This window comes from Shewanella sp. 4_MG-2023 (assembly GCF_030548015.1).
Taxonomy (GTDB): Bacteria; Pseudomonadota; Gammaproteobacteria; order Enterobacterales; family Shewanellaceae; genus Shewanella.
In genome coordinates, this window is the sequence record NZ_JAUORL010000018.1 from 1 (window position 1) to 13,818 (window position 13,818).

11 protein-coding genes are annotated in these 13,818 nt (G+C 44.5%); 2 read left to right on the forward strand and 9 right to left on the reverse strand.

The window, feature by feature from the left end:
- From Q4546_RS11365 to Q4546_RS11405, 9 genes are all read right to left on the reverse strand, one after another.
- A partial coding sequence (locus tag Q4546_RS11365) for a cadherin-like domain-containing protein (protein ID WP_303446301.1) occupies positions 1-1,737 on the reverse strand: 1,737 nt, incomplete at its 3' end.
- 834 nt (positions 1,738-2,571) lie between these two features.
- Complete coding sequence (locus Q4546_RS11370; RefSeq protein ID WP_102440268.1) at positions 2,572-3,342, reverse strand: ABC transporter permease; 771 nt, start codon at positions 3,340-3,342, stop codon at positions 2,572-2,574.
- The gene (locus Q4546_RS11375) at positions 3,342-4,277 is read right to left on the reverse strand and encodes an ABC transporter ATP-binding protein (protein ID WP_102520663.1); all 936 of its coding nucleotides are present in this window, start codon (positions 4,275-4,277) and stop codon (positions 3,342-3,344) included. Before Q4546_RS11375 ends, Q4546_RS11370 begins: the two co-directional genes overlap by 1 nt.
- A gap of 162 nt (positions 4,278-4,439) precedes the next feature.
- Positions 4,440-4,970, reverse strand: a complete 531-nt coding sequence (gene hpt, locus Q4546_RS11380; protein WP_102440266.1) for a hypoxanthine phosphoribosyltransferase — start codon at positions 4,968-4,970, stop codon at positions 4,440-4,442.
- Positions 4,971-4,977: 7 nt separating this feature from the next.
- Positions 4,978-5,649: a flavin prenyltransferase UbiX gene (locus tag Q4546_RS11385; protein ID WP_102475935.1), complete on the reverse strand. Its 672-nt coding sequence runs from the start codon at positions 5,647-5,649 to the stop codon at positions 4,978-4,980.
- 88 nt (positions 5,650-5,737) lie between these two features.
- Positions 5,738-7,126 carry a UDP-N-acetylmuramate:L-alanyl-gamma-D-glutamyl-meso-diaminopimelate ligase gene (gene mpl, locus Q4546_RS11390; protein WP_102440264.1) on the reverse strand — a complete coding sequence of 463 codons (1,389 nt, stop codon included), beginning with the start codon at positions 7,124-7,126 and terminating at the stop codon, positions 5,738-5,740.
- Positions 7,127-7,290: 164 nt separating this feature from the next.
- Entirely contained in the window at positions 7,291-8,124 is an 834-nt protein-coding gene (locus Q4546_RS11395) for an ion transporter (protein WP_102520662.1), read from the reverse strand.
- Between the two features lie 128 nt (positions 8,125-8,252).
- Positions 8,253-8,636 (reverse strand): VOC family protein, encoded by a 384-nt coding sequence (locus Q4546_RS11400; protein WP_102475934.1) that lies wholly within the window; start codon positions 8,634-8,636, stop codon positions 8,253-8,255.
- A gap of 47 nt (positions 8,637-8,683) precedes the next feature.
- Positions 8,684-9,916, reverse strand: coding sequence for a DEAD/DEAH box helicase (locus tag Q4546_RS11405; protein WP_102531095.1), 1,233 nt, complete (start codon positions 9,914-9,916; stop codon positions 8,684-8,686).
- Between the two features lie 278 nt (positions 9,917-10,194).
- Here Q4546_RS11405 and Q4546_RS11410 point away from each other — a divergent pair, with 278 nt between their 5' ends.
- Positions 10,195-11,778 carry an alkaline phosphatase gene (locus tag Q4546_RS11410; protein WP_102440260.1) on the forward strand — a complete coding sequence of 528 codons (1,584 nt, stop codon included), beginning with the start codon at positions 10,195-10,197 and terminating at the stop codon, positions 11,776-11,778.
- 12 nt (positions 11,779-11,790) lie between these two features.
- A complete protein-coding gene (locus tag Q4546_RS11415; RefSeq protein WP_102475932.1) occupies positions 11,791-13,701 on the forward strand; it encodes an alkaline phosphatase in 1,911 nt (636 codons plus the stop codon).
- The last annotated feature ends 117 nt before the right edge of the window (positions 13,702-13,818 follow it).

A 13,818-nucleotide genomic window follows, 5' to 3' on the forward strand; every position in this document is an offset into this window, starting at 1 on the left:
ATTTGGCGCAAAGCTATGGGTGCCATCACCGTTGTCGGTAAGCACACCGTCAGTGCCTGTGTAAGTGACTGTATCAATTGATAGGTTATCACCATCGATGTCGCTCGCACCTGCCAGCAGCTGCTCATCGGTAATGATGATAATGCCGTCTTCATTCATGGTGAATTCAACGTCAGGGGCAACCGCGGCATCGTTAACTGGGTTAACTGTGAGGTCAACACCTGCTGCCACTGTAGTAGTGCCATCAGAGACATCAAAGCTTAAGTCTAAGTCGCCATTAAAGTCGGCATCTGGGGTAACCGTGAAGCTGCCATCGGGGTTAGCCACAACGGTGGCGTTATCCCCTACTGATAGGTTTTCAGCGCTTAGGCTGTCACCATCGATGTCAGTTGCATTAGCCAGTAATTGCTCCTGGCTTAGGGTGATTGAGCCATCTTCGTCCACTGAGTAAGCGACATTGCCATCAACTACGGGTGCGTCATTAACCGCCAGTGTAGTAATGCCTGCGGTGGTTTCAGCAGTGGCGCCGTCATCATCGATGATGGTGACATCCAGGCTGATGTCACCGTTGAAGTTCTCATTGGGCGAGAAGGTCACTGAGCCATCTTGGTTTTGAACCAGGATACCGTCGGTACCAGAATATGACACTGAGTCTAGGCTGACGGTGCCATCCACATCACTTGAGTTCGCTAATAACTGCTCAGCGCTAATGGTGATTTGGCCGTCTTCGTTGACTGTGTATGAGGTTGAACCCGCAACCGGTGCATCGTTGACATCCGCAACCGCGATATCAATGTTAGCTGGGGTCACAACGGTGCCATCACTGACACCAAACTCTAATTGCACATCACCATTGAAGTTTTCATTTGGCGCAAAGCTATGGGTACCATCACCGTTGTCGGTAAGGACACCGTCAGTGCCGGTGTAGGTAACTGAATCAATTAGCAGGTCATCACCATCTACGTCGGTAGCACCTGCCAGCAGCTGCTCATCGGTAATGATGATTACGCCGTCTTCATTCATTGAGAAAGCTTGGTCTTCTACCTCGGCAGCATCATTTACCGCGGTCACATCGACATTAAAACTCATCGAGTCAGTAGTCGTATCTGTGGTAGGTAGATCATCAGCGTCTATCTGACCATCAGCATTGTTATCACTTGAAACATTTACCTCAAAAGTCTCACTGTTGGTCGCAGTGCTTGCATCTGTTGATGAGGCGCCATCAGATATTTCAGTTTCGCTATTTGCACTTGATGGTGTTGCTGCAGACGCAGTTGCTGACGAAGATGGCGCACCTGAACTAGTTGAAGCACCTTCAGCCCCACCGATACTTTGGGCGCCTGAAGATACAGCCTCTTCAGGGGCTGCATTAGCTGCCCCTTCGGCCGCAGAGCTACTAGCTGCTTCCGTATCAGCATCTGAGGTTGAGCTTTCAACAGCTGATGATTGAGAATCTGTTGAACTAGGGGCTGCAGAAGAAGCCTCGGCATTGGCGGCCTCTGCATCATCAGTTTGAGAGTCATCTGTTGATGATTCTGAGCCGCCTGAAGGAGCCAAGCTTTCTTCTGCCGTTTGTATGTCTACCGATGATGTCGCAGTCGCAACAGTATTGGTGACTGTTGATTGATTATTCTCAGCCTTAGATGATGAAACCGTCGAGTCTTCTGTGTTTACTTGTTCAACAGCATCATTAAGAGCATCATTTTCAGGATTATTAGACAGGTTATCATTTGACATAAAAAGGCCTATTTATAAAATAATTAATTGAATTTAAAAGCACGGAATCCCCAAGAGAACTGGGCAGCTCTCTTGTTCATTTAATAAATTTTTTGAATCATTTCGGAAGGCCAATCAAACCCTAGTTTTTATTCACACCTATGTTAAAACTCAACATAACTATGCCTTTAGATTTAAACTAGCCTGTATAATTAACGGTAGTCTATAGTTTTGAGTTTGTGTATAAAAAACACACTTTTTTGATCTAGATCAATAAAACAACAAATCAACATGCCAACTTGACAGGTTGACAGAGGAAGAGTATTCGAGGGGGTTGCCCAAATAGCGGCTAAATAAATAACGTTACTAGATTAAATGAAGCTATAAGTAGATTTAATATCAACTCAAATTAAAAGTAATATCCAAGAATAATATAAAAAGGCTAAGCCCCTTTATTAGTATTTTTAAAAATATTCATATGACGAATTATTAATACTGATGTGTAGCGCTTCAACAATAAATAGCTCAAAGCTGAATTTAACTATTACACTTCAACCAATACTAACCCCGACAATAGTCTGCTAATGCCAAACAATAATGACTCAATCGTAAAGCCTTAAGTGAATGAGAGAAGTTTAAAAATGGAAGCGAAAAGGATTAAAATGGCAAATGATCAGCTGATATTCCTCCATTAACAGCTAAGAATTAAGTTTTTCTCAGTAATTACCATTGCAGCATAGTTATGTCGCGATTTAGTTAAAGCGACAGCCAAATAACAAAAAAGGACTCATTAGAGTCCTTTCAACAATCTTGCTCAGCTACATGTAACCAAGCTAGCTTAACAGCTAACTAAACCTAGCTACGTAGGCCGATGCCACGTGAAATAAGGTAGTATGCTACAAACCATAGCGAGGCACAAAAGCCTACCATAATGGCAATTGATAACGGCACACTGATATCAGCAAAGCCTAAAAAGCCGTAGCGGAACACGTTTATCATATATACCACAGGGTTTAGCGCTGACACGCCTTGCCAAAAATCAGGTAGTAATGACAGCGAGTAAAACACCCCACCAAGATAAGTCAGTGGCGTTAAAATGAAAGTGGGGATAATGCTAATGTCATCAAAGCTTTTGGCAAATACCGCGTTAATTAACCCGCCTAACGCAAATAACACCGAGGTTAAAAACACCGTCATAATCACTAAGCCAACATGATGCAGGCTTAAATCAACAAAGAACATTGCCACCAAGGTCACAATCAAGCCGACACTTAAGCCACGGGCGACGCCGCCGCCAACAAAACCGGCAATCATCACATAATGCGGCACAGGTGCCACCATTAACTCTTCAATACTGCCGTGCATTTTGGCACTAAAAAAGGACGAGGCCACATTAGAATAGGAGTTGGTGATAACCGACATCATGATTAAACCTGGTGCGATAAACTCCATGTACGATACGCCGCCCATTTCACCAATACGGTTGCCAATTAAGTTACCAAAAATCAAAAAGTACAAGGTCATGGTAATGGCTGGCGGCACTAAGGTTTGTACCCAAATACGGGTAAAACGATTGGTTTCTTTAATTAAAATACTTTTAAAGGCAATCCAATAAAGCTTGTTCATTATTTTGAGTCCTTAGTTTTTTTAACTAACTCGACAAATAGCTCTTCAAGGCGATTCGCCTTGTTACGCATTGATAGCACTTCAATATTTAACTGGCTTAATTGGCCGAACAAATCATTGAGATTGTTGGCTTTTGCCAAATCTACTTCCAGCGTATGACCATCGACCAAACGGCAACTCATATTATTTAGGCTTGGCGCAGCTTCAATATCGCGGCGTAAATCTAAAATGAAAGTTTCCACATCCAGTTTACTGAGTAGGCTTTTCATGCTGGTGCATTCAACCAATAAGCCTTTATCGATAATGCCGATATTGCGGCACAGCATTTCAGCTTCTTCAAGGTAATGGGTGGTCAAAATAATGGTCACGCCTTGGGCGTTAATTTGCTTTAAGAACTCCCACATCGAGCGGCGAAGCTCAATATCTACCCCTGCTGTTGGTTCATCAAGGATCAACAATTGTGGCTCATGCATTAACGCACGAGCAATCATTAAACGGCGCTTCATGCCGCCTGATAACGCTCGTGCTTGGCTATCACGCTTTTCCCATAAATCTAACTGGCTTAAATACTTTTGTGCACGCTGCAATGCCACTGCGCGGGTCACGCCATAGTAACCGGCTTGGTTAACTACAATTTGCAGCACGGTTTCAAACTGATTGAAGTTAAATTCTTGCGGCACTAAACCAATGCACATTTTGGCGCGCTCTAAGTTGTTGTCGATATCATAATCGAACACTTTAACGCTGCCTGATGTCTTTTGCACTAATGAGCTAATCACGCCAATAGTCGTCGATTTACCCGCACCATTGGGGCCTAACAGCGCAAAAAAATCGCCCTGCTCTACGGTTAAGCTAAGGCCTTTAACCGCTTGAACACCGCTCTTATAGGTTTTTTGCAGGTTTTCGATCACCAACGCTTTGGTGGGGTTGCTCATTGTGATACCTCTGGTTCATGAATTGCGAATGACGTGCTGTTAATTACACTGTCTTAATTACATGATCTTAATGACCTAATGTAAATGATTAACACGCAAAATTTTCTGACGCCCAAAACAAAACTCCCGCCTATAGCGGGAGTTGGTCGACCACAGATTGGATTAATCTAATGGTACAACTTTAGCAATGTAAGGTAAGTTACGATATTGCTCTGCGTAGTCAATACCATAGCCGACGATGAACTCATCAGGAATGGTAAAACCAATAAAGTCGACTGGTACATTAACTTCACGACGCTCAGGCTTATCGAGTAATGTACATAATGCTAAGCTTTTAGGCTCGCGCAGTAATAACATCTCACGTACTTTATTTAAGGTATTACCTGAATCAATTAAATCTTCAACAATCAATACGTCACGTCCGGCAATCTCAGATGATACATCTTTAAGGATCTTCACGTCACGTGTGCTTGTCATTGCATTGCCATAACTTGAAACTGACATGAAGTCGATTTCAACATGGCCTTTGATACGGCGACATAAGTCAGCCATAAAAACCACAGACCCTTTCAATAAGCCGACCATTAGCAAACGTTCGCTGTCTGCGTAATGGGTATTAATCCTTTCAGCTAATATATCCAGTTTTTCGCTGATTTCTTCTGCAGAAATCATCACTTCTGTTGTGTGTTTCATATTACTCTCAATTGTCGATTTTTTCGGACTTGTCGTTGGCATATCCCCAACGATTTGTCAGCCCGTGCTCTATGCCCAAATGATCTAGAATTCGGGAAACCATGAAGTTTACCAGATCTTCTATCGATTTGGGATAATGATAAAAGCCTGGTGCCGCTGGCATGATGGTCGCGCCGTTGCGAGTCAGGCTTAACATATGCTCTAAGTGTATGGCACTAAAAGGAGTTTCCCGAGGAACAAGGATTAATTGACCGCGCTCTTTTATTACTACATCTGCCGCTCTTTCTAACAAATTATTACTCATTCCGGTGGCAATCGCCGCTAAAGTGCCTGTTGAGCAGGGGCAAACCACCATTTGCTTTGGCGCCGCACTGCCAGATGCCGGTGGCGAAAACCATTCATCTTTGCCCAAAACCACCAGCTCACCAGCAGCATTTTTATCCATCTTAAAATGGGCTAATAACTGCTGACAGGCTTTTTCTGAGTTTGCGCTCAGTTGCAAACCTTCTTCAGTGGCAAGCACCACTCTGGCAGCACTTGAGATCATCAAAAACACTTGGTAATCGGCGGTCAGTAAGCACTGCAGTAACTTTAAACCATAGGGCGCACCAGAAGCGCCAGTCCACGCGAGACTAATGGCCTTTTCTTTTTTTGCGTACGGGTGGTTCGAATTACTCATATGTTCTCTTTTAATCAAGCTTTACCGCTTATACGGCCAAAACCGACTTATTGATGACTATTAACCTAATCTAACCTTATCTAAAAGGTTATTTTAGGGCATTTATCAATTGTTGATGGATACCATGAAAGCCGCCATTACTCATAATCACCACGGTATCACCACTTTGTGCTTGAGCTTTAACTTGAGCAATAATGGCGTCGATATCCGTAAACACGGCAACAGGAATACTGGCGCTAGCCATATTGGCTTTTAAATCCCAGCCGACATTGTCCGCTTGATACAAAAAGGCGCAATCCGCTAAGGCCATAGATGCTGCTAAAGTGTCTTTATGTACGCCGCTTTTCATGGTGTTTGAGCGCGGCTCGAGCACCACGATTAATTTACCTGTAGCTAAATCGCCCTCGCCCACTTTGGCGCGCAGGCCTTGTAAAGTCGTTTCAATGGCCGTTGGATGATGCGCAAAGTCATCATAAACCGCAATGCCATTAACGGTATCTAATAGCTCTAAACGACGTTTTGGCGGCGCAAATTGGCTCAAGGCTTCAATAGCATGACTTGGCGCTACGCCAACATGCCTTGCTGCTGCGATGGCCATTATGGCATTTTCAATATTGTGCTGACCGATTAAGCCCCAGTTTAATATGCCTTGGGACTCGCCATTAAACTTCACTTCAAACTCATGACCGTCTGCAGCAATGGTTTTACCATACCAGCCTGTGGCGCTATGCTCAGTGGCATAAAAATGCTCTTGCTCGCTCCAACAACCTAATTCAATCACTTGTTTTACCGCCTCTACTTCAGCAGGCCAAATGACTTTACCTTCACTGGGAACCGTGCGGATAACATGATTAAATTGGCGCTGAATAGCAGCCAGATCGGCAAATATGTCGGCATGATCAAACTCAAGATTATTAACCACTAAAGTACGCGGGCGGTAATGCACAAACTTAGAGCGTTTATCGAAAAAGGCACTGTCATATTCATCGGCCTCAACCACAAAAAAAGGCGAGTTACCTAAACGGGCTGACACGCCAAAGTTTTGCGGTACGCCACCAATTAAAAAGCCCGGCTCATAGCCGCAATATTCTAATACCCACGCCAACATACTGGAGGTTGAGGTTTTACCATGGGTGCCTGATACCGCCAGTACCCAGCGTTCTGGCAAGATATATTCTGATAAAAACTGCGGCCCTGAGGTGTATTTAATGCCACGGTTTAATACTGCTTCAACACAAGGGTTTCCGCGGCTCATAGCATTACCAATGACCACTAAATCTGGCTGATTTTCACCTTCTTTACCCAGCTGCACAGGGTCGAAGCCTTGAATAAGCTCAATACCTTGCTGTTCTAGCTGGGTGCTCATAGGTGGATACACATTGGCATCACTACCGGTGACTTTGTGTCCCATACCGCGGGCTAATAACGCTAAACCGCCCATAAAAGTGCCACAAATTCCAAGAATATGTACGTGCATGCCGTTGCTCTACTTAAAAAATAATCAGGGGGCTATTCTAATGCAAATAGGGGGTTAATGTCAGTTATCGCTGCTAACAAAACAGGCAAGCATAAATGCTTGCCTGTTTTAAGGGGCTATCCATAAGCTTGGCTTAGATTACTGCTTAAGCCTTGGTTGCAGTTTTAAGTATTCGTTTTAGCTTGCAGCAGCGCGGTTAACTTATCTATCTTATCGTGCAGCTGCTGAATATCTTCCGTGGTTGCCGCTGTTTTTGACTCAACGTTTTTATCATCGTTGACCTCTTGCTCTTCACGCATTATTTTAGTTTCTTCACCCATCACATCTAGCACTGCGCCCACCATCATGTTTAAAAACACAAAAGTCGTTAAGAAAATAAACGTCAAGTAATACAGCCAACTTAGTGGATACACTGCCATGGTTTCGTACATGATCGAGGTCCATGACTCGAACGTAGAAATACGGAACAATGTCAGCATCGCAATAGACACATCGCCCCATAAAAAGTCATTCACATGGGCAAAAAACATGCTACCAATCGCGCCATAAATATAGAAGATTACAAACATTAATAATGCAATATAACCCATGCGTGGAATGGCTTTAAGCAGCGCATTAATCAACATTCTCAGCTCTGGCACCATAGACACCAGTCGTAACACCCTGAAAATACGTAATAGTCGCGCCAGTAATATGGTGGAGCCACCCAATGGTACTAAACTGCCAATCACAATAATGGTGTCGAAGATATTCCAGCCCTTGGAGAAGAAGGACTTAATACCATCACTGGCCATGTAGCGAATAATGAGCTCAAACAAAAAGAACACTGTAATGGCAATATCCAACACATATAAGCTGTTTTCAAGCCAAGTAGGCAAATGATAGGTGTGAGCACCAATAGATAATGCCGACACAATAATCACAAAAATAACAAATCCCTGGAAGGTTTTGCTTTGGTCAATTTTTTTTAGTACTGAGAGCATACCTGTTGCTTGCATAATGAATGGTTTTCTCCAAATGAGGCGCACTTTTGAGGACAGCAGAGCCTACTGAACCATGCTTAAATTAGAATTAAAAGCTTCAGCTATCACTAATATTACAGTTAATAAAATACTTAGGTTGGCAACTAGCCTTGATAAATCTCTAGCGGTAAATCATCAGGATCGCTAAAGAAAGTGAACTTCTTGCCAGTGTATTCATCGATTCGAATAGGCTCGACATCGACATTGTGTGAGGTCAAATGCGCCACGACCGCATCAATATCGGTGACCTTAAAGGCTAAATGACGCAGTCCTTGAGCCTCAGGATAACTGGGGCGTATAGGCGAGTTTGGAATAGAAAACAGCTCAATCTGACTGCCATCTGCCAGCTGTAAATCAAGCTTGTAAGATTGGCGATCTTCACGGTAGTTTTCTGCCAACACCTTAAAGCCTAAAACTTCAGTGTAGAAGTGTTTTGAGCGCGGATAATCTTCACAAATGATCGCCACATGATGAATACCTTTAAACATAGCCTTTCCTATTCAGTTAGTGATATTAGCAACTGCTGTAAGTCAGCTTAACGGCCTTTTTTAGACTGCGCTAAGGCTTTTTGGCGGGCTTGTTGCTTAAGGGATCCCTTTTTCGTTTTACGGGTCACGGGGGCAACTTGGGTTAAATCGGGCTCAAACCCTTGCAGCCATTGCTGTGGTAAACGTCTATCTAAAAAGGCTTCCAGTTTTATTAATTGCGGCTCATCATCAACACTTAACAAAGTAATGGCTTGGCCTGCTTTGCCAGCGCGGCCTGTACGACCAATGCGGTGAATGTAGTCTTCGTTTTGAAACGGCAGCTCAATGTTCACCACATAGTTTAGCTCATTAATATCTAGCCCTCTGGCAGCAACATCGGTGGCCACCAGCGCTTTAATGTCACCCGATTTAAACTGCGCTAACACGCTCTCACGCATTGTTTGCGAAAGATCTGCATGAAATGCCACAGCATTAACCCCCGCTTGTTTCATTTGCGCAGCTGCTTTATCCGCCCCTTGCTTGGTGCGGCTAAAGATTAACGCTTGTTGCCAACTTTCTTTGTTAATCAAGTGACACAATGCGGGCATTTTTTTATTCGCATCAAGGTTATACACCCGCTCAACAATTTTGGCCGCTGTCGTATTGCGCTCGCTGGTTTCAATCACTTGAGGCGATTGCAGCAGTCGCTTACTGAACTTAAAAATTCGCTCATCTAACGTTGCTGAAAACAATAAGGTTTGGCGCTCTTTTGGCAGGCGCTTTAATACCTCGATAATTTCATCTCTAAAGCCCATGTCTAACATGCGGTCGGCTTCATCAAATACCAACTGGCTGATGTTTGATAATGTCATCACTCGATTACGTAAGTGATCTAATAACCTGCCCGGCGTAGCAACAATAATATCTGCCCCCGCTTTAATGGCATCAGCCTGCGCTTTAATACTCACGCCGCCATACACCATTAGCGAGCTAATTTGAGTGTGCTCGGCATAGGTTTGAATGCTTTGGTTTACTTGTTGGGCCAACTCACGTGTTGGCACCAATATTAACGCGCGAGTGCGTTCTTGATGCTCACAAGGCGATGTATTAACGAGTTTTTGTATTATCGGCAATGCAAAGGCTGCGGTTTTACCCGTACCCGTTTGCGCCCCAGCTAATACGTCTTTTCCGGCAAGCACCACTGGAATTGCTTGTTGCTGGATCGGTGTAGGTTGCTCGTAACCTAAACGGGCTAAATGCTCAACTAACTCAGCTTGCAGCGATAACGAAGAAAAAGACATAAACACTCCTAAAAACAGATACCCCAAAGTTTACCATGCTGGTTATTTTCTCAATAGGAAGAGTTTTGTCATTACCATCAGCTTGATGATGTCATTTGTAGGCTATTAATTAGTGCATACAACTGTCAAGACACAAAAGCGAAACATTTCGATCACAAAAGCATCAACTTTGCGTAAGACCTTGTTCATATAACCGCTCTATGCTTTTCAAGTTTCCAAGGGTTGAGCCACGAATTGCAGCCTACCCCACCCAACTCGTCAATAGGATAGACAACATAATGAATAAGACCTGGAAAGCATCATATGGTGTGCTTGCTTTAGTCATTTCAAGTGCCCTAAATGCTGAAGTGCTACCGACATACCAAACTGAAAATGCTTGGTTTACTGATGCACAAAGCGCAATCGATGCAAAACTGAATACCAATAATCAATTCAAAGCTAAAAACGTGATCATTTTTGTCGGTGATGGCATGGGCGTTTCTACCCTAACGGCATCACGCATTCTTCAAGGGCAATTGGCAGGAAACCCTGGTGAAGAAGGCTACTTAAGCTTTGAAACATTCCCCCACACTGCTTTAGTCAAAACCTACAACGTTGATGCGCAAACCCCAGATTCTGCAGGCACCATGACAGCAATGATGTCGGGTCTTAAAAGTGATGCTGGTGTATTAGGTGTTGATGAAGACATCGTGCGCGGCGACTGTTCAACCGTTGCTGGTAACGAAGTAGTCACAGCGCTTGAGCTTGCTGAAATTAAAGGTTTAGCAACGGGTATTGTCTCAACTGCGCGCATTACCCACGCGACACCCGCTGCAACCTATGCAAAATCTGCCGACCGCAACTGGGAAGATATCTCAGACATGCCAGAAGATGCGGTAACTGGCGGCTGTAAAGATATTGCCGATCAACTAGTGAATTTTGAAGCTAATGTCGAAGCCCGTTTTAAAGGTGTTGATATTGATGGTATCGACGTGGTTATGGGCGGCGGTCGTCGTCACTTTTTACCAAAGGATGCTAGCTTTAACAGCGCAGATGCCGTGAGTGAGATTGAAGGCGATCGCACTGATTCACGAGATTTAACCGCTGAGTGGCAAGCAAAATACAGCGAAGGTGTTTATGTAATGGATCAAGCAGGATTTGATGCCATTGATACCGAAAACACCAAGCAGCTGATGGGGTTATTTAACGAATCTCATATGCAGTATGAAGCTGACCGTGACAATGATGTAGCAGGTGAGCCATCAATTGCACAAATGACCAGCAAAGCTATCGATATTCTAGATAATAACGATAACGGTTTCTTCTTAATGGTTGAATCAGGCCGTATTGACCACGGTCATCACGCAGGTAGCGCTTATAACGCATTAACCGATGCCATTGCATTGTCTGATGCCGTTAAAGAAGCGGTCGCAAAAACTGACCCAAGCGAAACACTGATTCTGGTTACCGCTGACCACGGTCACGTGTTCACCATTGCCGGTTACCCAAAACGCGGCAACCCTATCTTAGGTAAAGTTGTTGGTATCGGTAGCACTGAACCTTCAACAGCATCTGATGGCCTACCTTACACCACTTTAGGTTACACCAACGGTAATGGCTTCCACGATTTAGGTGATGAAACCGATGCTGACGCAGGTTACGGCGAAGACGTTAACGCGGGTCGTCAAGACTTAACCAATATTGATACAACGACTTCTGGTTTCCACCAGGAAGCCTTAATTCCAATGAGCTCAGAAACCCACTCAGGTGAAGACATCACTTTGCATGCACAAGGTCCAGGCGCACAACTGGTACAAGGCGTTGTTGAGCAAAGCGTGGTATTTCACCTTATTGAGCAATCTCTCGACTTAATTCAGCAATAAGCAGGAATGAACATGAAAAACTTAAATCTATCCCTAGTCGCCCTTGCTGTAATGGGTCTATCTGCTTGTTCAGACGGTGATGATGGTTCAAACGGTGCCGATGGTTCGAACGGTTCAAATGGTTCAACGAGCCTTATCGTGCAAACAGCTTTAGCCATTGGCGATGCAAACTGTCCTAACAGCGGCGTGCAAATTGACTCAGGTATTGATACCGACAGCGATGGTGAATTGCAAAGCACTGAAGTCACAGCCACTGAATACGTCTGTGCTCCTGGTAATTCAACCGTTAGCACCAGCGACATATTAACCAGCGTTAACAACGATTGGTTTGTAGCAGGTCAGCAAGAAATCACCGCAGCACGCCAAAATTGGCTTGCTGCCACAACGCCAAGTATGGCTACAACGAGCAGCGCTAAAACATCAGTACCATCTGTTGCGGCAACTAATGCTAGCGCCTTAAACGAATTACGTGGCAGTGCTAAAAACGTGATTTTATTTGTCGGTGACGGCATGGGCATTTCAACGGTGACAGCAGCGCGTATTTTAGAAGGCCAAATGCAAGGTAAAAACGGTGAAGAGCATAACCTTTCATTCGATACCTTCCCATTTGCAGGCTTAGCTAAAACCTACAACGTTGATGCACAAACCCCTGACTCAGCAGGCACTATGACTGCAATGATGAGCGGCGTTAAATCTGACGCTGGTGTCTTAGGTGTTGATGAACATGTTGAGCGCGGCGACTGTAGCACTGTTGCGGGCACAGAGTTAATTACCGCATTAGAACTGGCTGAGATCGCGGGTAAATCTACAGGGGTTATCTCAACGGCGCGAATTACTCATGCAACGCCAGCGGCGACCTACGCAAAGTCAGCTGATCGTAACTGGGAAGATATTTCCGACATGCCAGAAGATGCGGTATCCGGTGGTTGTAAAGATATTGCTGACCAATTAGTCAACTTCGAAGCCAACCTAGAAGCGCGTATTAGCGGTATTGATGTTGATGGTATCGACGTGGTAATGGGCGGCGGTCGTCGTCACTTTTTACCTAAAGATGCTGCTTATAACTCAGCAGATGCCGTCAGTTCAATTGAAGGTGACCGCACCGATGGTCGTGACTTAACTGCAGAATGGCAAGCCACTTATGCAGACGGTGTTTATGTGATGGATCAAGCAGGTTTTGATGCCATTGATGCAGCTAGCACGACTCGCGTAATGGGCTTATTTAACGAGTCTCATATGCAGTATGAAGCTGACCGCACTAATGATGTTGCGGGCGAGCCATCGGTTGCAGAAATGACCGCTAAAGCCATTGATATCCTTGATAACAATGATGAAGGTTTCTTCTTAACCGTTGAGTCTGGTCGTATCGACCACGGCCATCACGCAGGCAGTGCATACAACGCCCTAACGGACACAATTGCATTTTCTGATGCGATTGCCAAAGCCGTTGAAATGACCGATATGTCAGATACGTTAATCATTGTCACCGCCGATCATGGCCACGTATTTACCATTGCTGGTTACCCTAAACGCGGTAATCCAATCTTAGGTAAAGTGGTTGGCATTGGTAGCGAAGAACCATCAACTGCGGCAGATGGCATGCCATACACCACACTGGGTTACACCAATGGTCGCGGCTATAAAAACCTCGGCACTGAAACCGATGCCGATGCTGGATACGGTGAAGATATTACTGCAGGTCGTTTTGACCTAACCGATATCGACACTGCTTCAACAGGTTTTCACCAGGAGTCTTTAGTGCCGACTAGCTCTGAAACCCATGCGGGTGAAGATGTCGGTATTTATGCTTACGGCCCAGGGGCAATGTTAGTTAACGGCACCAATGAACAGAGTGTGATTTATCACATCATGGACTTTGCCGCCGACTTAACCAACAAAGCGAACGCAGCAATAGCGAACTAAACCGTTCGCTTGTAAGCGAACGAGTCTAAAAGCCAAGGCTGCAACCTAATTGCAGCCTTGGTTTAATTGATTATTTTAGCCTTAACCTTTTTATATCGACATGCATCACTATCAGCA

Coding starts and splice junctions, on each gene's coding strand:
- Q4546_RS11370 (WP_102440268.1), bottom strand. CDS start 3,342: ATGAACAAGCTTTATTGGATTGCCTTTAAAAGTATTTTAATTAAAGAA.
- Q4546_RS11375 (WP_102520663.1), bottom strand. CDS start 4,277: ATGAGCAACCCCACCAAAGCGTTGGTGATCGAAAACCTGCAAAAAACC.
- hpt (WP_102440266.1), bottom strand. CDS start 4,970: ATGAAACACACAACAGAAGTGATGATTTCTGCAGAAGAAATCAGCGAA.
- Q4546_RS11385 (WP_102475935.1), bottom strand. CDS start 5,649: ATGAGTAATTCGAACCACCCGTACGCAAAAAAAGAAAAGGCCATTAGT.
- mpl (WP_102440264.1), bottom strand. CDS start 7,126: ATGCACGTACATATTCTTGGAATTTGTGGCACTTTTATGGGCGGTTTA.
- Q4546_RS11395 (WP_102520662.1), bottom strand. CDS start 8,124: ATGCAAGCAACAGGTATGCTCTCAGTACTAAAAAAAATTGACCAAAGC.
- Q4546_RS11400 (WP_102475934.1), bottom strand. CDS start 8,636: ATGTTTAAAGGTATTCATCATGTGGCGATCATTTGTGAAGATTATCCG.
- Q4546_RS11405 (WP_102531095.1), bottom strand. CDS start 9,916: ATGTCTTTTTCTTCGTTATCGCTGCAAGCTGAGTTAGTTGAGCATTTA.
- Q4546_RS11410 (WP_102440260.1), top strand. CDS start 10,195: ATGAATAAGACCTGGAAAGCATCATATGGTGTGCTTGCTTTAGTCATT.
- Q4546_RS11415 (WP_102475932.1), top strand. CDS start 11,791: ATGAAAAACTTAAATCTATCCCTAGTCGCCCTTGCTGTAATGGGTCTA.